The 24118-nt window shown below is 37.3% G+C and carries 21 protein-coding genes and 1 pseudogene; 20 read left to right on the top strand and 2 right to left on the bottom strand.

What is annotated here, in order from left to right:
* Positions 1–6: 6 nt before the first annotated feature.
* From BD809_RS12175 to BD809_RS12140, 8 genes are all read left to right on the top strand, one after another.
* On the top strand, positions 7–486 hold the full coding sequence (locus BD809_RS12175) for a hypothetical protein (RefSeq protein WP_148783257.1): 480 nt from the start codon (positions 7–9) through the stop codon (positions 484–486).
* 140 nt (positions 487–626) lie between these two features.
* Complete coding sequence (locus tag BD809_RS12170; protein WP_148783256.1) at positions 627–1610, top strand: D-cysteine desulfhydrase family protein; 984 nt, start codon at positions 627–629, stop codon at positions 1608–1610.
* Positions 1611–2104: 494 nt separating this feature from the next.
* Positions 2105–4609, top strand: a complete 2505-nt coding sequence (locus BD809_RS12165; protein ID WP_148783255.1) for a zinc-dependent metalloprotease — start codon at positions 2105–2107, stop codon at positions 4607–4609.
* Positions 4610–4728: 119 nt separating this feature from the next.
* Complete coding sequence (locus tag BD809_RS12160) at positions 4729–5154, top strand: hypothetical protein (RefSeq protein ID WP_148783254.1); 426 nt, start codon at positions 4729–4731, stop codon at positions 5152–5154.
* Positions 5155–5350: 196 nt separating this feature from the next.
* On the top strand, positions 5351–5983 hold the full coding sequence (locus tag BD809_RS12155) for a MarC family protein (protein WP_148783253.1): 633 nt from the start codon (positions 5351–5353) through the stop codon (positions 5981–5983).
* 15 nt (positions 5984–5998) lie between these two features.
* Positions 5999–6433 (top strand): SRPBCC family protein, encoded by a 435-nt coding sequence (locus tag BD809_RS12150; protein WP_148783252.1) that lies wholly within the window; start codon positions 5999–6001, stop codon positions 6431–6433.
* A 126-nt stretch (positions 6434–6559) separates the two neighbouring features.
* Positions 6560–7102: a DUF4287 domain-containing protein gene (locus tag BD809_RS12145; RefSeq protein ID WP_148783251.1), complete on the top strand. Its 543-nt coding sequence runs from the start codon at positions 6560–6562 to the stop codon at positions 7100–7102.
* A 9-nt stretch (positions 7103–7111) separates the two neighbouring features.
* A complete protein-coding gene (locus BD809_RS12140; RefSeq protein WP_148783250.1) occupies positions 7112–7663 on the top strand; it encodes a DUF1697 domain-containing protein in 552 nt (183 codons plus the stop codon).
* A 418-nt stretch (positions 7664–8081) separates the two neighbouring features.
* Here the strand turns inward: BD809_RS12140 and BD809_RS12135 are convergent, their stop codons facing one another.
* A complete protein-coding gene (locus BD809_RS12135; RefSeq protein WP_148783249.1) occupies positions 8082–8825 on the bottom strand; it encodes a slipin family protein in 744 nt (247 codons plus the stop codon).
* Positions 8826–9066: 241 nt separating this feature from the next.
* Between BD809_RS12135 and BD809_RS12130 the strand changes: the two are divergent.
* From BD809_RS12130 to BD809_RS12110, 6 genes and pseudogenes are all read left to right on the top strand, one after another.
* Positions 9067–9354: pseudogene (locus tag BD809_RS12130) on the top strand (nitroreductase family protein); the annotation flags it as partial.
* 185 nt (positions 9355–9539) lie between these two features.
* Entirely contained in the window at positions 9540–10025 is a 486-nt protein-coding gene (locus BD809_RS12125) for an RNA polymerase sigma factor (protein ID WP_148783248.1), read from the top strand.
* A gap of 5 nt (positions 10026–10030) precedes the next feature.
* Complete coding sequence (locus tag BD809_RS12120) at positions 10031–10630, top strand: hypothetical protein (RefSeq protein ID WP_148783247.1); 600 nt, start codon at positions 10031–10033, stop codon at positions 10628–10630.
* 97 nt (positions 10631–10727) lie between these two features.
* Positions 10728–10865 carry a hypothetical protein gene (locus BD809_RS15635; RefSeq protein WP_170251879.1) on the top strand — a complete coding sequence of 46 codons (138 nt, stop codon included), beginning with the start codon at positions 10728–10730 and terminating at the stop codon, positions 10863–10865.
* 503 nt (positions 10866–11368) lie between these two features.
* The gene (locus BD809_RS12115) at positions 11369–11896 is read left to right on the top strand and encodes a DUF6933 domain-containing protein (protein ID WP_148783246.1); all 528 of its coding nucleotides are present in this window, start codon (positions 11369–11371) and stop codon (positions 11894–11896) included.
* Positions 11897–12275: 379 nt separating this feature from the next.
* A complete protein-coding gene (locus BD809_RS12110) occupies positions 12276–12836 on the top strand; it encodes a hypothetical protein (RefSeq protein ID WP_148783245.1) in 561 nt (186 codons plus the stop codon).
* Between the two features lie 354 nt (positions 12837–13190).
* Here the strand turns inward: BD809_RS12110 and BD809_RS12105 are convergent, their stop codons facing one another.
* The gene (locus tag BD809_RS12105; RefSeq protein WP_170251877.1) at positions 13191–19457 is read right to left on the bottom strand and encodes a polymorphic toxin-type HINT domain-containing protein; all 6267 of its coding nucleotides are present in this window, start codon (positions 19455–19457) and stop codon (positions 13191–13193) included.
* A 577-nt stretch (positions 19458–20034) separates the two neighbouring features.
* On the opposite strand from BD809_RS12105, the gene BD809_RS12100 reads away from it, so the two are divergent.
* The 6 genes from BD809_RS12100 to BD809_RS12075 all read left to right on the top strand — a co-directional run bounded on the left by BD809_RS12100 (position 20035) and on the right by BD809_RS12075 (position 24081).
* Entirely contained in the window at positions 20035–20331 is a 297-nt protein-coding gene (locus BD809_RS12100; RefSeq protein WP_148783243.1) for a type II toxin-antitoxin system HigB family toxin, read from the top strand.
* Between the two features lie 9 nt (positions 20332–20340).
* Complete coding sequence (locus BD809_RS12095; protein WP_148783242.1) at positions 20341–20712, top strand: helix-turn-helix domain-containing protein; 372 nt, start codon at positions 20341–20343, stop codon at positions 20710–20712.
* 284 nt (positions 20713–20996) lie between these two features.
* The gene (locus tag BD809_RS12090) at positions 20997–21530 is read left to right on the top strand and encodes a hypothetical protein (RefSeq protein WP_148783241.1); all 534 of its coding nucleotides are present in this window, start codon (positions 20997–20999) and stop codon (positions 21528–21530) included.
* A 399-nt stretch (positions 21531–21929) separates the two neighbouring features.
* The gene (locus BD809_RS12085; RefSeq protein WP_148783240.1) at positions 21930–22388 is read left to right on the top strand and encodes a hypothetical protein; all 459 of its coding nucleotides are present in this window, start codon (positions 21930–21932) and stop codon (positions 22386–22388) included.
* 551 nt (positions 22389–22939) lie between these two features.
* Positions 22940–23656, top strand: a complete 717-nt coding sequence (locus tag BD809_RS12080; RefSeq protein WP_148783239.1) for an aspartate/glutamate racemase family protein — start codon at positions 22940–22942, stop codon at positions 23654–23656.
* 11 nt (positions 23657–23667) lie between these two features.
* Positions 23668–24081 carry a hypothetical protein gene (locus BD809_RS12075; RefSeq protein ID WP_148783238.1) on the top strand — a complete coding sequence of 138 codons (414 nt, stop codon included), beginning with the start codon at positions 23668–23670 and terminating at the stop codon, positions 24079–24081.
* Positions 24082–24118: the final 37 nt, after the last annotated feature.

Below are 24118 nucleotides of genomic sequence, written 5' to 3'. Positions count from 1 at the left end.
CACAGCATGAAAGCAGTTACCGTTAAAACACTAAAGATTGAATTAAACGAGCGTTCTCATCATGAACTGGTAGAGCTGTGTCTACGTTTATCTAAGTTTAAAAAAGAAAACAAGGAATTGCTTACCTATCTGTTATTAGAAGCGCAAAACGAAGCTGGTTTTATCGAGAGTGTGAAGGAAGAAATAACCGATCAATTTTCAGAAATCAATACCAAAACATTTTACTTTATAAAGAAAAGTGTGCGTAAAATTCTGCGGATGGTCAAAAAGTATATTCGCTATTCCAAAAATAAAGAAACTGAAGTAGAGCTTCTCCTCTTTTTCTGCGAACAACTCTCGGAGTTTTCACCTTCCATTAAACGTAACAATACCTTGCTCAATCTATACCGTCGTGAGCTAGCCTCGATTGAAAAGAAGATACAGGCATTGCATGAAGACCTTCAATATGATTATAAGCAAGAATTGGATGAATTGACTAATTTTTGATTTAAAGTTTAAGACAAGTTAGTAGGAGTACAATATCAAAAAAAGATTCTTGGTTTATTGTATTTTTAATACCATGATAATAGATATTTTATTCCATTGTGATAAGGATTGAATTTAATACAACAGATAACCAATATTCTATGCTAACTAATCGATACAACTTAGGCTTCTTCCCTACACCCTTACAAAGTCTCAAAAATCTATCTGCAAATTATTCTGATTATAGCATTTTTATTAAAAGAGATGATATAACCGGTTTAGCCTCTGGCGGAAATAAAACCCGAAAATTGGAATATTTGATTCAAGCGGCTTTACAAAATGGTTGCGATACCGTTATCACTGCAGGAGCTCAACAATCTAATCACTGTCGGCAAACAGTCGCAGCGTGTGCTAAAGCCGGCTTAGAATGTCATTTGCTGCTCGGCGGAAAAGAACCTGAAAAGTATGACGGAAACTTATTGCTATCACATATACTTGGGGCTCACATCCATTTTACAGGAAAAAATCGCAAAGGGGAAGATATTGATGTTGTAGAGAAGAGATTAAAAGCTTCTGGGAAAAAAAGTTACGTGATACCTTATGGAGGATCAAACTTCACGGGTGCTTTGGGCTTTGTCACTGCTGTAAAAGAATTAAAAAATCAGCTTAAGCAGACTCATACCACAATAGACTATATTTTTTTTGCATCCAGTTCGGGAGGCATGCAAGCCGGATTGACCTTAGGTGTTGCCAAGTATAACCTGACAACCACCCTCGTTCCCATACGTATCGATAAAGAAAGAAATAATGGACGCTCAATTCAGGAATCTGTCTTGTCTATTGTTCGGTCTGGCGCTGAGCTGCTTAATATCGACCGTGATTTCACCCTATCCGACATTCCCTTAATCACCGGGTACGACGAAGCCGGATACGGACAAATATCTGAAGATGAAAAATCAGTTTTACATGAACTAGCTCAACAGGAGGGCATCCTTTTAGATCCTGTGTATACGGCAAGAGCCTTCTATGCTATGCTCGATCACTTGAAACAACATAAAATAAAAAAGGGTGCGAATGTTCTATTTTGGCACAGCGGAGGTTTTCCTGCTATTTTTGAGTACGCTGATCAAATTCAATTAAGATAAAAGTTTTACGATCTTTCTTTCTATTATATTCTTTAATAAACTGAACGAAACATACATATTCTAACCTTCTCTACATATGCAAAGCAATTCCACACAAACTGATTATTTATATAGTATTCTATTAATTACTAATAGGAATCCGAGAAAATCAGGTGAATATATAATTCCTTAATTTAGAATCGGGAAATTGAGCGTCTACCAAATTTATATCTCAAAAATTAACGCTGATATAGAAAGTATATAACACAACTGATTATTTAAAAAAAGTGCTTTATTCAACGGCTTTAAAGCTATTTTAGATTTCAATAATAATTCAATCCACTTCAACCCTAATTCTCTTTTACATTCAGCATACTACAAGTGCACAAAGTAAGTACTTTAACATAGCAAGATTAATTAGGAACAGATAACTGATAAATTTAAGACTTCAATACTTACAAAACCCACGTTTTTTGGTACTTTAGTAGCTTCAAAATGATTAAAAATTCCCTTACATGATTAAAAACACATACCGACTGCTCTTATCTACCGCAGTCGCCTTATCCATTAGTGGATGTTCTGTGCTTCCGTTTAAGAAAGGAAAGACTGCAACAACCACAGAAACAAACAAATCAAAATCAACTGATAAAGATGCAATCAAACCTTATAATAAGGTTATTACCGATAAAGCGGTGAGCGATTCAGGCTTATTTACTGTCCACAATATTGACAGTAAGTATTATTATGAAATTCCGGATTCGTTGCTGAATCGTGAAATGTTAATGGTAACCCGAATCGCTAAAACTGCTAACGGTATAGGCTTTGGTGGTGGTAAACAAAATACGCAAGTTCTCCGTTGGCAACGTAAAAACAAACAAGTTTTGTTACGTGTGGTGTCTCACCAAGTTGTTGCATCAGATTCGCTACCCATTCACGAAGCCGTAGAAAACTCTAATTTTGAGCCTGTACTTTATGCTTTTCCCATTAAAGCTTTCAATAAAGACTCAGTAAATGGTAACAATGCTACGGTTATTGAAGTAACAAATCTGTTTAAAAAAGATGTCAAAGCTTTAGGACTTCCTCAAAATCGTAGAAAACAATATAAAATATCCAAGCTCGACGACAGTCGCTCTTATATTGATACCATACGAAGTTATCCGTTAAACATTGAAGCGCGTCACGTAAAAACCTATATCGCAGCCGAACCTCCTTCTAATGCAAGTACGGGATCCATTTCGATAGAAATGAGTAACTCAATGATCTTACTTCCTAAGAATCCAATGAAACGACGTTATTTTGATCAACGTGTGGGATGGTTTGCCAGAGGGCAGGTTGATTACGGATTAGAAGCGCAAAAAAGTGAAACCGTACGTTATCTTGATCGATGGAGACTTGAGGTGCGTGAGGAAGACCAGGAAAAGTTTAAAAGAGGGAAGCTTGTGATCCCTAAAAAGCAGATCGTTTATTACATAGATCGTGCAACACCACAAAAATGGAGAAAATACATAAAAGAAGGTATAGAGGATTGGCAGGTTGCTTTTGAAGCTGCCGGCTTTAAAGATGCGATCATTGCTAAAGACCCACCTAGTGTCGAAGAAGATCCTGACTGGAGTCCGGAAGATGTTCGATATTCTGTAGTTCGCTATTTGGCTTCTCCAATTCCCAATGCTAATGGACCCCATGTTAGTGATCCAAGATCCGGTGAAATATTAGAAAGTGATATCAACTGGTATCATAATGTAATGTCTTTACTACGCAACTGGTTTTTTGTACAGACTGCAGCCATCAACCCGAATGCACAAGGTCTGGCGTTTAAGGATGAAGTTATGGGACGTTTAATTCGCTTTGTTTCTTCACATGAGGTAGGTCATACTTTAGGATTACCACATAATATGGGAAGCAGTGTTGCATATCCTGTGGATTCATTAAGAGATCCGGAGTTTACAAAAAAGTACGGAACAGCTCCCTCAATAATGGATTATGCTCGCTTTAATTATGTGGCGCAACCAGGCGATGGTGATGTTGCGCTGATGCCTAACATCGGAATATATGACAAATATGCCATTATGTGGGGGTACAAACCTATATTGGACGCTACTGCCGAAGGTGAAAAGAAAACCTTGGATAGTTGGATACTAAAACATCAGGATGATCCTATGTATCGTTTTGGTAAGCAACAACGTGGTGTAATCGATCCGAGCTCACAAACTGAAGACTTAGGAGATGATGCCGTAAAAGCAAGTATGTACGGAATCAAAAATTTACAGCGTATCGTACCTAATCTAATCACATGGACTGCAGAGGATGGTAAAAACTATGAAGATCTCAAAACGATGTACGAACAGGTATTGGGACAGTATAATCGTTATATGGGCCACGTAACTTCTAATATTGGTGGGGTATACGAGTACTATAAAACTTATGATCAAGAAGGTGCCGTGTATACTCATGTTACAAAAGCAAATCAAGAACGTGCCATGGCATTCTTACAGGAACAACTTTTTGATACGCCTGAATGGTTATTAGAAAAGAATATTTTTGACAAAATCGAATCTGCCGGTACAATAGAACGTATTCGCAAGTTTCAAGTGCGTACCTTGGATAATCTTTTAGATCATGGCAGAATGGCACGTTTAATTGAAAACGAAGCACTGAATACTAAGGAAGCCTACACATTACTTGACATGATGGGCGCCTTACGCAAAGGGCTCTGGTCAGAATTGAGGTCAGGCAAGAAAACAGATGTTTATCGTCGTAATTTACAAAGGGCTTACATCGATCGTATGGAGTTTCTAATGACTAAGGAACAACCTAAAATTCCTGAAAATATGAGACGCTGGGTAGTTCGCACCGATGTAAATGCATCGCAAAGTGATATTCGTGCCGTGGTTCGTGCTGAGCTTAATACACTTCGTCGTGACGCGCGCAATGCAATTGCGAGAACGTTGGATAGAATGACTAAATACCATTTGCAAGACATTGTAGAGCGTGTTTCTTTGATATTAGATCCTAAGGCCTAGTACTTCAAAGCTAAACAGTAACATTACTAAAATCCTGTTTGACGAGTCAAACAGGATTTTTTAGTACCAGAAAGCAACTATTTAATTATCTATGTATCTAATAAGAAACTGAAAGCTTCATGAAGAAAATCGTTTTATTTATTATCATATTAATTTTGGTAAGCTATTCTTGTAATTCCGATGACGACACCAATCCTCGAGTATATGAAAATCTATGGGTACTTGTGAAAATGTCCGGAACCCAACCGAATTCAGAAACCACAGGGGATGCAATGGAATGGCAGGAATTTTACGATTTCTCTGATGATAATACTTTTATAAAATCCAGAACCCGAGACAATAAAACTATTGAAATATTCGGCGTGTATAAGGATTCGGTAGTACAGGGAGAAGCAGTCTTGTTTCTAAGCTACCCGGAGGATAACGAAATTATCGGATCTTGCTCCGGTACTCCTCAAGAACAACTTTACATCACATCTGCAACTACGATGATTAGCAACTGGCAAGCATGCGACGGACCTGCTTTGTTCTATGAAAAAAGATGAGAGTTCCCGAAAACCCTATAAAAACAGCATTATTTCACAAAAAAACAGTTATCAGTTTATCGGTATTCAATGTTTTTGATTTAGATAATAAAATCCTTCTATAAACAAATAAAATATGTAGTTTTAAACTTGTGTTATGTACTTCTATGATCAGTCTTATTTGAACCAATTCACTAATTAAAAGTCTACCAGCTACATGAATGATATTTTATCTTTCGGAATTTTAACGTTCACCTCTTTCTTTACCCTTTTAAACCCGTTTGGCACCATGCCTATCTTTATGACGATGACCGCCGATCTAGATCAAGCGCATCGTACCAAAACTGCAAAAAAAGCTTCCATCGTATCATTTATAACCATCATTCTGTTTGCATTTTCTGGTCAATTATTATTTAATTTTTTCGGTATTTCGGTCAATAGTTTTCGAGTAGTTGGTGGCGTTATTTTCTTCCTTATGGGAATGGATATGTTACAAGCACGATTAGGTAAGGTAAAGGTAAACACTGCTGAAGTTAAAACGTATGTAGATGATATTTCGGTAACACCCTTGGCTATTCCAATGATATGTGGTCCGGGTGCTATGACTAATGCCATTGTGATGATGGAAGATGCTGATACAGCTGAACTAAAAGGAGTTTTGATTTTTGCAGTATTTTTGGTTATAATTTTGACCTATATTATTTTGTATAGTTCTTCCCAAATCATGAAATTTTTAGGACAAACAGGCGTCAATGTCATGATGCGACTCATGGGGTTAATTGTAATGGTGATCGCGGTCGAATTCTTTTTTAGCGGACTCAAACCGATCGTTTTAGACATGATGAACTAAAAAATTAACTACTTTATGAAACATACAGATGTACCAATCGTAGTAACACAACCTTTTAAAGTATCGCGGAATCGCCTTTGGGAAGCCATTACACAGGTAACTCAATTGACACAATGGTTTTTTGAAAATATAGAGGCATTCGAACCTCAAGTTGGTTTTAAAACACAGTTTAGGGTACAGGTAGAGGATCGTATTTTTACACATCTATGGGAAATCATTGAAGTAGTACCTCAGCATAAAATTACCTACAACTGGCGGTATCAAGAATATCCCGGTGATTCTTTTGTTACTTTTGAGATTATCGAACATGAAGTAAACCTTATCTTACGGCTTACTACAAAAGTTGTGGCAGATTTCCCGGATACCGTATCAGAGTTTACAAGAGAAAGTTGCATCGGGGGCTGGCAATATTTTATTCAGGAACGTTTACCTGCTTACCTGAAACAATAACATATTTTAAAAAATTGCTTAATTTACAGGCACCCTGGTTTTACAAAATTTGTATTTTTATAGATAAGCACCGCTATGTCCAATTGTCCCACTATACCAAAAATAATATAAAACACTTATAATATAATGGATAAGGCTTTACAAACTATGATTGACAATATGCCCGAAAAAACCGGGAAATCATTACAGGAATGGAAAAAGTTACTTCAAAAAAAACAGTTCTCTAAACATTCTGAAGGTGTCAACTATCTGAAAAAAGAGCATAAGGTAACTCATGGGTTTGCAAATACTATTGTTACCTTATCAAAAGAGGAAAATACTACTCCTGATGACTTAGTAAAAAATCAATATCAGGGCAAAGAGAGTTTACTACCTATTCATGATAAACTAGTAGATTTTGTAAAAACGCTAGGAGATGATGTGACCATTACTCCAAAAAAGACTAGTGTCAGTGTGATACGAAATAAGCAATTTGTATTAATTAAACCTGCTACTAAAACACGGATCGATTTGGGTTTAAAGTTAAAAGATGTACCAACCACCGATCGTCTTTTGAACTCCGGACCTTTTGGAGCCATGTGCACGCACCGTGTTCAATTAACTTCGACAGAAGATCTGGATAGCGAATTGCAATCCTGGCTAACCGAAGCCTATACAAAAGCCACTTAAAACAATTATATGACAACATATATTGCATTGCTTAGAGGGATCAATGTTGGTGGAAAACGAAAGATTTTGATGAGCGATCTGAAGCAACTATTCGCAAGACTAAATTTCACGAACGTTCAAACCTATATCCAAAGCGGGAACGTTATTTTCACTTCTCTAAAGAAACAAACAACAATTGAACTTTCCTTACTAATTCATGATGCGATTCTAAATCAATTTGGTTTCGAGGTGCCTGTGGTAGTAAAAACCATCAGCGAACTCGAACAAGTTGCACTGAACAATCCTTTTTTGGAAGATCCTGCTATTGAAATTAAGGATTGCCACGTAACCTTTTTACGACACCTTCCGAGTAAAGAAGCGGTTGAAGCCTTACAAAAGATGGATCAGCCCACCGATTCTTTTACTATTGACAATTCGAATATTTATCTTCATTGTACGGATTCGTATCACAAATCAAAATTCACCAATACTTTTTTTGAGAAAAAATTAGCAGCTCCCGCAACTACACGTAATTGGAAAACTGTGCTGAAATTATATGAATTGTGTATAAATCAGGTGTAGATCAGTCCATTTTATAAGGTGTAGACATTTTTACGCAGGGAGCACAGAAGTCAGCAGTCAGGACACTTTTACGTTGTGTATTTGAAATCCTAACTTCCACATTCGATATTCAAAATTCAGTATTTATCTCCTACCCTTTCCGACCGCGCGCTGCTTGGCCACCTTTCCCTGACAAGGGAAAGGAGTAGTTCGTAGGATATTCTATTTGTAGACTTCCCTACAAATAGGACAGTTAATAATTCTACATTCATAAACCTTAACTTCCTCCTATAATTTTATAATCACTAGTGTATGTTCATCGTAAGCTTCCCTAAAAATAATACAGTAAATAATTCAAAATTCTGCCTTCAAAATTCGTTATTCGACATTCAGTATTCGATTTTAATCTCTTGTACTGCGATCATAAAGAAGGAAAATTTCAGTTCTTCTCTTTTGGGATTTTAGGTAGGACTTCTTCCGGAAACGGAAATAAAATTGTTGAATTCTTTTCTGAAGCTATATTAGCTAGCGTCTGATATAAGCGCAGTTTTATGGCCGATGGCGATTGATCGATGATTTTACCTGCTGCTAATAAATTTTGTGCAGCCTGCTCTTCGGCCTGTGCCAAAATAATACGTGCACGTCTGGAACGCTCTGCCTCTGCCTGATTAGCCATCATACGACGCATATTTTCTGGTAACTGGATATCTTTAATCTTTACGTCAATGATTTGGATCCCCCATTCCATGGTCTCCTGTTCCACAATTGCTTTGATATTTTTGCCCATTTCCTCACGCTTGGATAAGATAGTATCTAACTCTACCTTTCCGCAGACATCACGTAATGCTGCCTGAGCGAGTTGCATAATCGCATAATTATATTGTTCTACTTCTAATACCGCTTTTTCGGGATTGGATACTTTATAAAATACTACGCCATCAATACTACACGGTACATTATCTTCTGTCATCACTTCTTGAGAGTCCACATTAATAGTAATTACCCGAATATCCACAACTTGAATGGTCTCAACAATAGGAATAATCCAGCGCAATCCAGGTTGCAGTGTACTGATGTACTTACCGAAACGAAATTTTAGCGCACGCTTATATTCAAAAATTATACGTATTCCTGATAACAGAAACACAATGATCAATACTATAAAAATGACAACAGGATTCATACCTTCAAAATATTAACACGGCACAATTATTATAAAAACTTCAGCGTTGAAATCTACGATACCTTATAATAGGTAGCTATCTATAAAATGCAGAGGGTATTGAAGATACAAAAAAAGCAGCTCATTATCAATGATTTAAATCAGTAATCACATCAATATAGACGAATTACCTTGTGTTTTCTTAGCATACATCAATTTTAGTTCTGTATACGACATGGTATCTTTGAAGCAAAAGACTCTTCTGGAATTATTAGATAAATTACAATGGCGCTATGCTGCCAAAGCCATGAATGGCGAGAAAGTACCTCAGGATAAAATTGATAATATTATAGAAGCCGCTTCGCTTGCTCCTACTTCTAGTGGATTACTACCCTTCGAAATTTTGGTAATCACGAATCAGGAAATCAAAGAAAAGATCAGACCGGTAGCATGGAACCAGTCAGTAATTACAGATTGCTCACATTTATTAGTTGTTGCTGCATGGGATACCTATATCGAGAATCGTATCAATAAAATGTTTGATTTTTCTACTCATAAAATACCCCCAAATAGTGTCTAACTTTTTGGGGCCTCTTCATTGTAACGGTTTTTGTTGTTTTATATAATAAATATATTGTTCAGAAACTCTATCTTTTTTTCCTTCTGAAAAAAAATGCTGTCTTTTCTGTGATTTTTTGATGTAGGTTTATACTTATAGAGTGTAATAGATTTTACATGAAAGAAAAACAACAATTTGTAACAGACGTACAACAGAACGAAGGACTGATCTATAAGATCGCCAGATTGTACTCCAATACGACCGAAGACCAAAAGGATTTATTTCAGGAAATAGTATACCAACTCTGGAAATCATATCCTTCATTTAAAGGAGATTCCAAAATTAGTACCTGGATGTATCGCATTGCGTTGAATACCGCAATCACCCATCTTAAAAAAGATAACTGGAAACCTATGCGTATTGCCATGGATCAGCAATTAGCAAATCGAATGGAACATGCAGATACTATTATCGAAGAACGTGTAGCAGCTTTGTATACACATATAAAGATGCTCAATGTAGTCGATCGTGGGATTATACTCTTATTTCTTGAAGATAAAAGCCATAAAGAAATTGCAGAAATTACAGGATTTAGTGTGACCAATATCGGTACCAGGATCATGAGAATCAAACAACAATTAAAAAAATCATTCAAAAAATAATCGCTATGGAACTTGACGAAATGAAAACCTTATGGACCGATATGTCGCAACAGCTGGAAGCCCAAAAAGTATTAACAGACAAAATGATCGTACAAATGACACAACAACGCTATACCTCAAAATTGCAAGCCATATCCATCCCCGAAATTATCGGAGCCGTACTTTGTTTTGCTACTGTTCTTTTTATAACAAGTAATTTCAGCAAGCTCGACACCTGGTATTTGCAACTCTCGGGCGGGCTTACTGCACTGGCATGTTTGATTCTCCCAATCTTATCCCTACGCTCCTTGCAACAATTACGTAATATTCAAATTAGTAAAGCTACCTATAAAGAAGCGATAGTTTCTTACCTCAAAAGTAAACATCGATTCATGAAGTTGCAGAGAATCACTTACTATCTAAGTTTCTTTTTGATATTGGTCATACTGCCAGTGATGGGAAAGTTACTAAGTGGCGTTGATATTATTACAGAAGACAAAGACTGGATCTGGATCGCTCCTGCAGCAGTACCTTTGTTTTATTTTTTTGCCAAATGGGTATATGAAAAGTATCAAAGCACCACCACTGCTGCAGAAGCTATTCTACGCAGTTTAGAGGAAGAATAAAACTACTGATAATTCAATTACCTTATCCTCTAAGTTACGTCAAGAGGATAAGGTTTCTATTACAGAGTAGGCCTCTAATTTTTATAACGTTTATATTATGTTATATAAATATCTGAACGCTTCCGGAGGTGCTATCCCATGTGGTGATGCAGGACTCATTGATAATATTGGGCATCAAATTAAAATTCACGTAGGCACCGTTTTTCAAAACTGGAACAATACGGCAATTGCCTAGCAATATTTGGAAGTTATAGACGAACGGTGGAAGAAAGTAGTGTCCACTGCTAAATACTTGATTTCTGAAATAAATAAGTTAGAAGGTATAACGATCACTAAATTAAAAAAACGAAAGGAACATTTACCACTTACATCTAGCAACAAAGATCAATCTAAAAAAACTAGCCGTATTTCTTAATTAGGAACATACTATTTTGTTAGGAAGAGTAAATGAAAATGGCATCGTTAAATTTACAGTGAACGAAAGCATCCTGACACGGGATACAAAAGAAATTGCTAGCGCATAGAATGAGGGGGTTACAATAGCAAGGCAGTAAAAGAATTTACTATACAACATACTAACTAACGCTAAAACTACCAGAGGGTCAAAAAATTATCTTGTGAGCATTCTTTTCCAATGTTGTTAAATTTTCATAAGTTTATTAAGAAATAAAATCACGTAAATAATTACTGTGTAACTTTTTACTCTGATACAAACCTACTATATAAAGTCTTACACCATTGATACGAACTAAAATACATACTACTAAAAAACTTGAAAAGTTAATTAAAAAACTGATTTCAACTGACCAAAATGCTGAATATGGAAAACTTGGGAAGTGGAACGCAACGGTTTTCTATGTAGATCGAAAAAAATGCTGGTTACTCACTAACGGAATTACAAAGTATAATGTAATCTTGACAGATATAAAAGCTGCTGATCTAAAAAATATTGATTCTATATTTCTAAACTCGGTATATACTCAATTAATTTATGATGGAATAATGACGGACTTTAAACAGCTACAGTCAATTATTGGTGGACTAGATTTCTTGCCTACGGATAATGATCGAAGTACTACGGCATTTCAAAATCAAAGACTTTATGAATTGGATTGGTGGAAATATGATTTTGGAAGCTTGGAGAATATGCCAATCAAAGAGCTAACTAACAGAATTAACACAAGTCCTATTCGAATAGGCAAAGGGCGAAAAATATCCGATTATACTAATTCAATTAAAGAAATGAGAAAAATTTTAGCAGATTGAAAACACTGTAGGACAACTAAACATTCACACGGCCGATGCTACAAAACAACAATACTTTGTTGACTAAACCAGATCGGTAATTGTTTGTATTAATAAGCCTCATTCCTGAAAATTTAAGGACTACGCCGTTGAAAATGGACGCTTTAAAATGTGTTTGTTAAAAATAATTGTGTAGCTTAGTCACAAGTATAACTAATGTATTCACCGTCCCTTGGTAAGGTGTGTTACTTAGAGTATGTATGCAAAAGATGTATAGTTCCTATGATTCGTATGTGCAATTGTTAACGTTCATAATAGATCAATGATTAAGATATTAAAAATACTACTTCTGCTATTATTACTGTTAGATAATACCTATTGCTATTCTCAAGACATTAAAATGAATAAAGAAACTGAAGCAATCATACGCCTCGGAAAAGATGCTGTGGTGCAACTGGCACTAGATATAGTTGATGACAGCGCAAGTATTCAAAATTTTGCCAAGATTAAAGTAACGACCAATGGTAATGAGGTGTATGTTTATTTTAGCAATCCAATAACATATCTTCCAATCGAGACCATTTTTTACACTGATGTGATAGTAAGTATTTTCGGAAAAACAACTGTGTATAGTCCTATTTCTAACGGAATTGATGATACTAACAATAAGAACATTCCATTTTACAAAGAAACAAACGAAACAAAATTGAATACTCAATTTGTTTTGAAAGCAATCAATAAAAGTACTGAAGTTGGATCTATCGATATAACTGATTTTGAGGACACCATGATTATTCGCGAATATAAAAACCACTATGCTATAGAGATAGTTTCAGAAGTTCAGGAATCCTCCTATACCATAGAAAAAATATCAGGAAACCTATCGAATGTGATGCATGCTCACCTAGTCCCTCCACCATTGGGGTCAGAAAGTATGGAGGTTTTTAGAGAGATCGATTAGTGTCCCCCCCTTCCCAACTCCTCGATATAGAATTGATAGATTAAGATTTATCACATTTAAAAATGTTACCGAAGCTGAACTACAGTCTCTTTATTTCTTGATTTTGAAAAAAGCTAAATTAAAAAGCATAAAGAACAAACCCTATGTAAGATCGCATTGATTAAATAGTTTGTCTTTGCTATCGCTGCGTAAAACGATTTAATTAACGACGCTAAAGCTCATCTTACACTTAAAGTTGTACATCATTTAAAGAGTTATAAAAATGTATTGCATATTAAACCTTTTAATTCAAACCAGAAAATAATATCTAAGTTCAAGTTATAAGTGCAACATGCTTATTTAAAATACTTCAAACTACTTCCTGTTACCCGGTGTTGTGCCAGGAGGAAAATCACGGTCAGCGCCAATACTTCTATTCTTACTTCTATCACCCATCCAAAGATTCTCTTGATTATTAGTCATTTGTTGCTGCCATTTGCGTGTTGCTCGATTGATGTCTTTATCAGACAAGGATTTTGGAGGATGACCGACCATAGCCAATAAATATGCCTGACCACCGCGGGTAGGCTGAGATCCCAGTGCAGTCTCCTGCATAGTTCTAATTGACCTATCGGATATCATATGTCTGGCATCATCTCCATCACCCTTCTTACCACCAATAGCTTTTCGTGTAGATGTATTTACATTACCCCTTTTAGTTGTTATAGGTGCAGGTGGGCTATCCGGACTTAAAGATCCGCCAGAGGCTGAAGAACCTCCAACACTACAAGTCTGTTGGTTATGTACCCATAGACTGTTTTCGACATATTTGTCTGACACAAAATAAGTATGCCAATCTGCTACCTCAAAATTGTAGTGATAGGCCTTTTCCTCGCAAAGATTCACATTGAGAACAATCGACTCATTTCCATTAGGATTCACAAGGATATCACCCTCAGAAAGGTTGAGAGCCTTTTCCCAACCACGATCGGCCACCCAGTAAGGATGACCTTCTGTACAACGAATGATTTGTTTGTCCCGAACTGCGACTTGTTCATTATATGCTGCTCCCTGTTCCTTATTCAACTGTTCCGTCAAATGCGGGATAATTTCTAGATTGACCACCTTCGAAGTATGACCTCGATACAAACGAACCACTTTTTTGTAGCCCTCTTCTCCGGTTTCCTCATTACAAGATAGCACCTCATCGCCTATTTTTATGTCTTCAATTCTCTTTAATTCATCTCTTAAGACTACAAGGGTTCCATCAAGAAAGCATCCTGGCCCCATACCTGTGGCTCTGCTGACTTTACATTTAGCTTTCTTTAACAGATTTTTTACCTTTTTTCCGATCTTTGCAAAGAACAAGGCAATCGATCCCCCGCCCCTTATAAGTTTAGATGCCAAAAAACCTAGGGCCTTACCAAGCTGTTTCCCTGCAAAGTGACTGGCTTCACCTTTTAGGGCATTGATAGCCCCTTCAACCATACTCCAAGCATCTGAAAGCTCGCTCTCTACGGCTTCCTTAACCGCACCCCATACATTTTTCATGGCATTTGGATCGGTAAGGGCCTTTAACATGGTCTTAAAGGTGTTAACATAATCTCCGATATTCATCACAATATCGGCCATCGTTTCGAGCGTATCCCAAAATCCTCCCAGAAATTTTTCTTTAAAACCATCTTTGATCCCCGATAAAAATTCAGCTGCTGTTGTACCATATGGGTCAAAAAAGGTGGAAGGGTTGTTCCTAGCATATCGATATACATTCAATCCATCCACCCATCCATCCGGATCGGGCGTGGTAAACCTACCCAGTTCAACATCATACCAGCGAGCCCTAAAATAATAAAGTCGCAATTCATGTTCGAGCCATCGCCCAGTGAAACCAATCAAGTTGCCTACTGCTGTTTCCCTTATCTGATTACCTTGACCGTCGAATACCGTTCTTTTTCCATGGGGGTCGTATTTGTAAAATTCTACCACGTTCCCTTGATCGTCAGTGATGTGTGAAACATGCCAAAGCCTTTTTTGGTGGATATAATAATCACTTCCTCCGTATTTATAGGAAATTAGCTCATCGAGCCCTTCCCCGTAAACATAAGTAGCAGCATTGTCTCCTTCGGTTTCAATTACCCGATCATCATCGTAATAATAATGGGTTTCCTTTGTGACCTGACCTGGTTCTGAAATACTTTTATGGATCAATCTTCTTACCGCATCGTAGGTAAACTCAAATACCCTTTGCCCAACTTCTGCTTTTATTAAACACCTGCCATAATCATAATAGAGTTTTCGTCCGGGACTCTCGGTCAGATTAAAATCCTTATCCCAGATAAATGGTTTTTGTTGCCCTTGAGGACCAACAGCCGTGTATTGATTGATGCCGTTAGATGAGTATAAAGTGGCCTGACTCGCTCGTTCAACCTTAAAAAAGTTACCAGCCCAGTCGTATTCATAATGAATGAGCGTGCCACTTGTTCCGCTAATCAAATTTTTGGACAATTCTACCGAAGTTAGTTGATTTAGAGCATCGTAATGATAGGCATCTTCCAGATTCTTGCTGGTCTCAATTTCCGACAAAACGTTCCCCAATGAATCATATTGATAGTTATATGCAGGATGCATTTGTCCTCCCGGACCATCAGAATGTACAGTTTTCATATTGGCAAGACCGTCATAGATACAAGTGGTCTGGGTGCCATTGCCATAAACCTTTCTAAAAAACATATTGGGGGCCAGGTAATTAAATTTTGCTATTTGAAAAGATCCTTCCCGTACGCTTGTTGGATGGCCAACCATGTCATAATCATACTTTAGAATGCGGCCTCCCGGATATTCGATTTCGGTTTGATCACCTGCCAGATTGAACTCACGCCTAATCGATTTAGTGCCGCTTTGAGAGCCAATTTGAAATGCCTGTAATTCACTTTCGATTAGTCCCTGTACATTAAAGCTTTGACTGAAGCTTGAAAAATCATTCTCAGCTCTCAGCAGTTGATTCATATCGTCATAAGTAAAGCGTTCAAAGGTGGGTCCACCAACACCTGGAGCCAGAAGAATATCACGTTGAATTAATCGCCCCATTTCGTCAAACTGATTGGTTACCTGATTTCCTCTACCATCCAAAACAGATATCGGAAGTCCACGCTTATCAAAATCTGTCTTGTGTATAAAATGCGCTACCGAACCGTCATAGGCCGTGGCTTTTGTACGCGCGCCTTTTCTGTTATACTCAAAAAGGGTGAAGTTACCACCACCGTCGGTTAATTTTTCTAAATATCCATCTTTAGTATAAGTAAAGGTTTCATGCTGTATGGCTGAAGGATGTACAAAACGATCTAGGGCCACCAATTGTCCTAGGCCATTGTATCTCATTTCAACGACCTGACCTTTGGCATCGACAGAGGCAGTCATCAGATTACGGGAATCTAGTAAGATACTTGAGCTACGCCTGATTTGACCATCGCCTGAAACTACTTCAACTCCGAGCACCCGGTTCTTGATATCATAGGTGTATTCCGTTGAAATTTTAAATTGTCCGTTGGAGCCTATTCTTTCTACGGAAGCAAGGCGTAAAAATTGATCGTAGAAATATTCAATTTTGTTCCCTTCACCATCAACCGCCCATATGGCTTCACCAAAATGATTCAAATTAAAGACCCTTCTAATCTCTTTTAATACCGTATAAGAAGTCTGATCGTATACGGCTGTCCGAATGTTTTTACTGATATCATTATATGTTATTAGCGCTAGGGTTCCGGCAAGTTGGTCTTCCTCGAAGGCTAGGTGTCCACGCTCATCATAAGTTCTTCTTATGTCTTTAATAACTATACCGTTCCGATCTAGCCTATAGGTCCTGATTACATGGCTGCTTGCGTCGTATTCTAAATAAGTAGATGGACCTTGACTCGCACCTGCTGCCAAGGGATCATCAATTGCAATTAAACGACCTAACCAATCGTAGTGATGTGTAGCTATATGGCCCTCGGCATCAATGATCTTTGATATTTGTCCATTCATATTATTAATGACCCGTACTTCAGACTCATCTACTGTTCCTTCAGCAAAAATAGTTCTCGAAACTAAAGAGCGTGGACCGTAATCATGGCGAGTCACTGTACCGGCATCTGAGCTCAAGGTTACCAATCTGTCGGCCCCATCATAGGTAAATTTGTTGGTATTGGTAGCATCCAGCAGATCGGAGGAACCACGTATGATCGTGATGATACGATCATAGTCATCATAAACGGCCGATTCAACAAACCATTCTGGACTACCTTGTCTGTATGCACCTTGACCGTCTGGCTCCAGGTTTTGAAGTTTAACCTCAAGAAGATTTCCGTTTTGATCGTAGGCATAGTTTCGATCGGCTCCAATCGGATCTTTAGTACTAACAATCTGATTAAAAACATCGTAAGTAGCCGTTGTCACGGCACCATTGGTCTGAGTTACCTGAACAGGCCTCCCTAAATCATCAAGTTCAAATAAAACCTCTAGAGATTTGCTCCCATCCACAGCGGTTAATTTGGTCATTTTTAACAACCCCTCCCTACTATCTCCAGCTGGATAGTAGATGTATTCTTTAACCACACCATCAACTTCGATCATCTTAGTAAGCTGACCCTTTGTATTATAATTGGCGTATTGTCTCGGTCTGGGCGAGCTGTTTATGATCTGCCCCCTACCATCATAATGGGAGATAGGTGGAAAGACTATCAGCGTAGGATTGCCCTTAGTATCGTAAAAAATGCTGGTAGTATAGCGATTGGGGTCGGCTCCAGGTTCATATCCTCTGGGTTCTACTATACTGAGTACTTGCCCCTGCTCGTTGAGCGTTTGACTACTTTTGATCCATTGGTCTGGTTGAGAGCCAAACCACTCGATAGTGAGGAGGTCACCTCGCCGTTTTGGATTCGGATTCAATCGATCATAGGTAAATTCGACCCTTTTGCCCGATGGCATGACATAAGCCGTCGATTCTGAGAAGGCTGTATCGTTATGTTCAAGTTTAAGGATAGCATGCCCCAGGCCGTTAATTTGTTCCAAGGCAAGGGGTTGGTTACCCAAATATTTAAAGTAGGTTTTCTGACCCTCACTCATACCCGTCTCTATAGCCCGATCGGTTACGATGGTCTCTGTTCCGTTAGCTAAATACTCAAAATAGTACATGCCTTTTCCAAAACGCTGTTTTAAAACCCGATTCTTCTGATCGTATTGATTGAAAACATCTGCTTTATCACGTAGGTCATTGACATGATTCAGGCTAAAGGGTTGCATGGGATCAATAGCCAAAGAATTTAGGGCAAGCGGTCTTGTAATTGAGATCAAATTGTGGATTTGATTCGGATCTATGGAATTGTAATCATAAGTATAAACCGTGGTTATACCCGCCGGGTAATTTGTCAAATTTCTCGAAGTGGCAGTTACTGATTTTAAGTCGTATCGAGAACCACCCATTTCATTACCATCGTAATAGCCATAAATGATCTCGCGCCCCGTCCAATCCACTAAGTTCGATAATAAACCATCCGAATTATAAGATAATTTCACCACTTTGTAGGCCCCATCTTGTACAGAAATAAGTTGACCGTTATTATTATAATTAAAGTCCAAACCATTACCCATTCGATCTTTGATTTCACGGTACTGACCAGCTGAATCGAATACTAACTTGCCCCCATCGGCTTGTAATAACTCATTGCTCCCTGCTGAGTTTTGAGATACTTCAGCGTAGTATCCAGGGGTATTGGGTTGACCGTTTGCATTAAATGAATCGGTTCGTCCAAAACCGTTTTTATATAAATATCCTGAGCCGCCAAAGGCGCTGAGATCGATCAGGGTTTTTTCCCAGTTGATAGACCATCCATGGCCAATTATTGATTGCCCTTGTACACGCGAGCGATAGGTTCGCACCAAACGAATGGCGGGTCCGATGCCGCCCACATAAAAATCCTGTTCATTTCGGACAAATTCACCGTTGTGAACATATACAGGATCACCGACTGCAAAACTGGTTTCAGAGGTTGTTGTTTCCACCTCTTCAACAACCATGGGGTCTTCACATGCGCCCATAAAGGGTGGTATAGCAGGAGGTGAAAGCTCTTCGCCATAGATCTCAGGAGGTGGTGTATCTCTCGGATCGTCACCCCCGTCGTCACCCGGTTCTTCAGTAATTTGGGGTACAGGTACGGTGGTAATAGTTGTCAGATCATTAGGAGTACCTCGCTCACGGGTTCTTCCAATGCCCGATGAAATTTCGGGTTCGCCGCCCCTTGAAGGCAATTCGGGTGTCACGCCTTCGGGATGGAAGACATTTGAAATTGGCGGCTCGAAGGTTGCCAGTAATTTAGCTTCTGTAAAAATCTCAACCCTTAAATCGCCAGTAATATGATCGGGTCCCAAATAAAGATTTTTAAAACCAATATGTACTTCTATGATGTCATCTGCGACGATTCTTACCTGGTTTAAAATCAGTTCATCATGTGCTACCTCTTTATTCTTAAGGTTCGCCATCACTCTTATGCCCTCTTTATGTGGTATCTTTCCTGTAGTTGTCAATTGAAACCTCAATTCTTTTAGGGGTTGATATACTTGAAGTAGCGAATTGGGGTCGGTCGGTTTAGGTTCTTCTTTTTTCATGGTCATTTTTTTTAGGTTCAGCCCCTATATGGTATTGGAAAAAATGCCCATTTTGTCATACGTTTGTTACATTCTATTGAAAAAAAACGTATTTATTAAAAATAAAGAGCAAGGGCTTGAAGCTAGCCCTTAATTGTCCCAAGTCAACTGATATGTTATTGGCCCGTTTACCTAAATATACAACTTTTAAAAATGATTTGAAATAGGTAGATAGACTATAAAAAATTCCGACAGAATAAAAAAAACGTTTGGTGACATCATACCCTATAAAAATCCTTTCTTTTACTCAAAACCTAAACATATAATACACCATCTCCACACCCCTCCCAACCCTACCACTATACAATCAATCCATCAAAATTTCCCGCATTTAAAATTAATTATGTAGTTTGGTTTTCAGCTATAAGTATAATCCCTGTAGCCACTCTATTTTGTAGCCTGTGGCACTTTTAAATATAAACATTAAGAGAAAAAAGTTTCTAAGTTTGACCATAATTGAGTCTACCCCGTTATTATAGCAAAAACTTACAGTTCTTTATCCGAGAACTTTTCTTATATTTGTTTTCTAATTGATCGAATGAAACGAATAATTGCAAAAAGTACACTTCGGGATTATTGGGAAAAGCATGCTGATTCTGAACAGTATTTGAAAACTTGGTATGATACAGCAAAGAGTGCTAAATGGTATTCACCAAACGATGTAAAACAAACTTATATCAACTCAAGTATTCTAAAAGATAGTCGAGTAGTTTTCAATATAAAAGGAAATTCTTATAGACTGATAGTAAAGTTTAATTATGAAAAGCAATGGGCATTTATCCGTTTTATTGGCACACATGCTGAATATGATAAAATAGATGCAGACACAATTTAAAATAATACTATGAACGTAAAGCCTATTAAATCCGATAAAGATTACCGAAACGCGCTTAAGCGTTTGGAAGTGATTTTCGATGCGCCAATTGACACTATAGAAGGCGACGAAGCGGAAATACTTTCAATGCTTATCGAAAATTACGAAAACGAACATTATCCCATTGAAGCACCAGACCCAATAGAAGCAATAAAAATTCGAATGGAGGAATTAAATATGCGCCAAAAGGATTTAGTCGGAATAATCGGTGGGAAAAGCCGAGTCTCTGAAATTTTGAATAGAAAGAAAAGATTGACTATTGATATGGTTAGAGAGTTGGAAAGAATACTCCAAATTTCGGCATCAGTGTTAGTTACTAATTACCAACTTTCAAAGAAATAATAAAGGGCAACATGACCTCCTATATAAACCCTTTCTTTAACTCATAACCCAAACATACAATACCCCATCAACACCCCCTCTCAAATTCACCGTATACAATCAATCCAACAAAATTTCCCGCATTTAAAAATAATTATGTAGTTTGGTCACAAGTATAACCAACACACCTACTATAATTGATTACGTTGCTGTTTGGTTAGTATATATGAGAAATATAGTTGCTAGAGGTGACTACATATAATTGTTTAATCACATTTGAGAGCAACATCTGAAATTAAAAGCCAATGATTTTAAAATTACTTTTCGCTCTAATTTTTACTAATATTATTGGAATTATTTACGACTTAATACAAGGAACCCGGAATATTACGAAGAAAAAGTTTTATTTATATTCTTCACCGAAAATATTAATGATGGTATTTATTAGAAACATTATTAGTTCTTTGAAATTTTTGACTTTAAATAAACGACTCATTTTAGACTCTTTAGCAACAATTTTCTTTGTCTCTACAATTTATTTTTTAATCAACTTTCAAGCTGACAATTTGAAAACTAAATTAATTTTTCTATTTATCTCCTCATTTGTTTTTTGGTCAATCGCCTATGCTTTTGTTTCTATAACATCTGACTTTTTCTATAACGGAAATCCTACAAAATTTTCTGAAAAGGAATTAAAAATTATTTCTGGAGAAGCAACTTTAATTGACAAAATTATTCTGTTTTTTCAAAATTTACTTGCTTCTTTATTGTCATTTAATATTTATATATTAGCCGGAATTACAACAACTTACACATATTTTATCGGAAATTGGTTCTGATGAGAATTTATAATAACATCTCTATAAACGCATCCACGGCGGAATTATCTACCGAAAATTATCTCCTCGCCTCTGATTAACTTAATTACGTCAACGAAAAACACTTGCGCGTTACCCCGTAACTGACGCTTCCACAAAACCGTTACCAAAATATCAAAACTCAATAAAGAAAAGAAATATCACACTGATTCATCTAACATTATTTATTACTCTAACCATAATTTTATTCTTTTCGGCAGAATCTTTATTGAAAGTATTGACTCCGGGTTTTCACGATGTTGTGATATGGCTAAATCTGATAATTTTTGATGCAATCAGTATTTTGATTATGATAATTATTTCTTGTTTAATATTTATAAAAAGGGGAAGCCTACATTGGGATATAATTTTTAACCGGATTTGACCAAGAAATTGAACAATGTAAAATCAGAGTTTAACCAAGAGTTGATAAACGAAATAGTATTGTGGAAAATTAACCGTTATGCTAAATTAAATGATGAAATATTCAACTTAATCAATAAAATCGACCGAAAAGCTGAATTTATAGATCCTACAGTGACTGAAGAAATCCTGATACATCTACTCGGGAAGAAAGGGATTCGTTTACCAATGGCTTCAACAATATTACGATTCAGAAATCCCAATATTTATCAAATTATTGACCAAAGAGTTTATAGAGTTATTTACGGATCGGCTCTTAAATTAAAAACTAATATGAATCACAATATTGTTCAATACTTGGACTATTTAAATCGTTTAAGAGAAGTATGTAATTTATTTCAAATTCCATTTTCTGAATCTGATCGAATTCTATATGAATATGATAAAAAAGTAAACCTAGAAAAAATAAAGTATTAAAGAAAAAACCTCTTTAACTCAAAAAACACTCCCCTTCCTACATATCTACCTATACTCCCAACCCAACAACAACATCTTCAACCATAACAACACCCTCTTCAAGTATAACAATTCGTACTTGAGGTGTAGCAATGCCATCTTTAAGTACAGCAATAGTCTCTTCACCTGCCGCAATGTCATCTTTAAGTGCAGCAATATCATCTTCACCTGCCGCAATGTCGTTTTTGGGTACGGAAATATCGTCTCACAGGACGGAAATGTCTTCTTGAGGTGACGCAATGTCATCTTTAGGTATAGAAATAGCGTCTTCACCTGCCGAAATTTCAGTTTGATGTACAGAAATAGGTTCTTGGGGCCTGGAAATCTCTGCTTAGTCTTCAGAAATAGTACGTACGATCCACGCATAAGCCATGTTATTTAAGCGACTATAATGTGATTGCCTTTCGTTCCTCTCAATAATCTTCCCTCGCCAACCTTACTCTTGTCTAAATTATCATAAAAAAATCGTAGCTTAGGCAGGCAAGAATTCAACACTCTAAAATGCATAAGCGATGAAAAAGATTGGTCTAATTGGCGGGATGAGCTGGGAGTCCTCACAGGTATACTACGAAATTATCAATCAAAGAGTGCGTGAGCTATTAGGTGGATTCCACTCCGCCAGATGCATCATGGATTCGGTGAATTTTGCCGAGATCGAAGCCTTGCAACATGCCAACGATTGGAGTGCCCTCAATGCTTTGATGGTAGAGAGCGCCGTCAATTTAGAAATAGCCAAAGCCGATATCATCGTGCTATGCACTAATACCATGCACTTGTGCAGTTCAGCAATTAGTAAAAACACCAACATTCCCTTGCTACATATAGCCGAAGCCACAGGTAAAAAAATCAAAAAAAAGAAGCTTACAAAGGTGCTGTTACTAGGGACTAAATTTACGATGGAAAAGGACTTTTATAAAACTATCCTTACGCAGAATTTTGGTATCGAAGTTAGCATTCCGAATGAAGCAGACAGAAATAGTGTACATGAGATCATATACCGGGAACTTGTACATGGTACCATAACAACCAACTCAAGAAAAGCATATCAACGAATCATTGAGGAGGCGGCCGATAAGGGAGCAGAAGGGGTAATTTTGGGCTGTACAGAAATTCCGTTATTAATAAGCGAACAAGATGTAAGCATTCCCGTTTTTGATACCACCAGAATTCACGCAGAAAGTGCAGTTGACTTTGCACTGCAGGATGAATTGAGTATTAAGGATACGTAATTAGCAAAACGATGAAAAGACATACAGAACTCTCCGACGCACAATTTCTGCAACAATTTCGCAGCTGTGAACTGGACCCGACACTTTTTACTCATGAGGCACATCTGCGTCTGGCATACCTGTACATTCAACGAGACGGGGTAACACAAGCCGAAAGTATAGTTTCTCAACAGTTACAACGATATGTGCAACAGCTTGGAGCCTCCGATAAATATAACGCTACCCTTACACAAGCTGCCATCAAAGCAGTACATCACTTTATTCAAAAATCAACTACCGATACTTTTGAGGGTTTGCTACATGAATTTCCGAGATTAAAAACAAATTTTAAAGCGTTAATGAGCTGCCATTATAGTTTTGATATCTACACCAATGATGCAGCCAGAAGAACCTTTTTGACGCCTGACCTCCTCCCTTTTGAATAGTCTGCTCTTACTGAAAACGTAAAAATCACAACCCTTC

Source organism: Aquimarina intermedia (genome assembly GCF_008124785.1).
Lineage (GTDB): Bacteria > Bacteroidota > Bacteroidia > Flavobacteriales > Flavobacteriaceae > Aquimarina > Aquimarina intermedia.
The sequence above is the reverse complement of the archived record's forward strand: the minus strand, read 5'-3'. Positions and strand labels throughout refer to the sequence as shown.

Coding starts and splice junctions, on each gene's coding strand:
- BD809_RS12175 (WP_148783257.1), top strand. CDS start 7: ATGAAAGCAGTTACCGTTAAAACACTAAAGATTGAATTAAACGAGCGT.
- BD809_RS12170 (WP_148783256.1), top strand. CDS start 627: ATGCTAACTAATCGATACAACTTAGGCTTCTTCCCTACACCCTTACAA.
- BD809_RS12165 (WP_148783255.1), top strand. CDS start 2,105: ATGATTAAAAACACATACCGACTGCTCTTATCTACCGCAGTCGCCTTA.
- BD809_RS12160 (WP_148783254.1), top strand. CDS start 4,729: ATGAAGAAAATCGTTTTATTTATTATCATATTAATTTTGGTAAGCTAT.
- BD809_RS12155 (WP_148783253.1), top strand. CDS start 5,351: ATGAATGATATTTTATCTTTCGGAATTTTAACGTTCACCTCTTTCTTT.
- BD809_RS12150 (WP_148783252.1), top strand. CDS start 5,999: ATGAAACATACAGATGTACCAATCGTAGTAACACAACCTTTTAAAGTA.
- BD809_RS12145 (WP_148783251.1), top strand. CDS start 6,560: ATGGATAAGGCTTTACAAACTATGATTGACAATATGCCCGAAAAAACC.
- BD809_RS12140 (WP_148783250.1), top strand. CDS start 7,112: ATGACAACATATATTGCATTGCTTAGAGGGATCAATGTTGGTGGAAAA.
- BD809_RS12135 (WP_148783249.1), bottom strand. CDS start 8,825: ATGAATCCTGTTGTCATTTTTATAGTATTGATCATTGTGTTTCTGTTA.
- BD809_RS12125 (WP_148783248.1), top strand. CDS start 9,540: ATGAAAGAAAAACAACAATTTGTAACAGACGTACAACAGAACGAAGGA.
- BD809_RS12120 (WP_148783247.1), top strand. CDS start 10,031: ATGGAACTTGACGAAATGAAAACCTTATGGACCGATATGTCGCAACAG.
- BD809_RS15635 (WP_170251879.1), top strand. CDS start 10,728: ATGTTATATAAATATCTGAACGCTTCCGGAGGTGCTATCCCATGTGGT.
- BD809_RS12110 (WP_148783245.1), top strand. CDS start 12,276: ATGAATAAAGAAACTGAAGCAATCATACGCCTCGGAAAAGATGCTGTG.
- BD809_RS12105 (WP_170251877.1), bottom strand. CDS start 19,457: ATGAAAAAAGAAGAACCTAAACCGACCGACCCCAATTCGCTACTTCAA.
- BD809_RS12100 (WP_148783243.1), top strand. CDS start 20,035: ATGAAACGAATAATTGCAAAAAGTACACTTCGGGATTATTGGGAAAAG.
- BD809_RS12095 (WP_148783242.1), top strand. CDS start 20,341: ATGAACGTAAAGCCTATTAAATCCGATAAAGATTACCGAAACGCGCTT.
- BD809_RS12090 (WP_148783241.1), top strand. CDS start 20,997: ATGATTTTAAAATTACTTTTCGCTCTAATTTTTACTAATATTATTGGA.
- BD809_RS12080 (WP_148783239.1), top strand. CDS start 22,940: ATGAAAAAGATTGGTCTAATTGGCGGGATGAGCTGGGAGTCCTCACAG.
- BD809_RS12075 (WP_148783238.1), top strand. CDS start 23,668: ATGAAAAGACATACAGAACTCTCCGACGCACAATTTCTGCAACAATTT.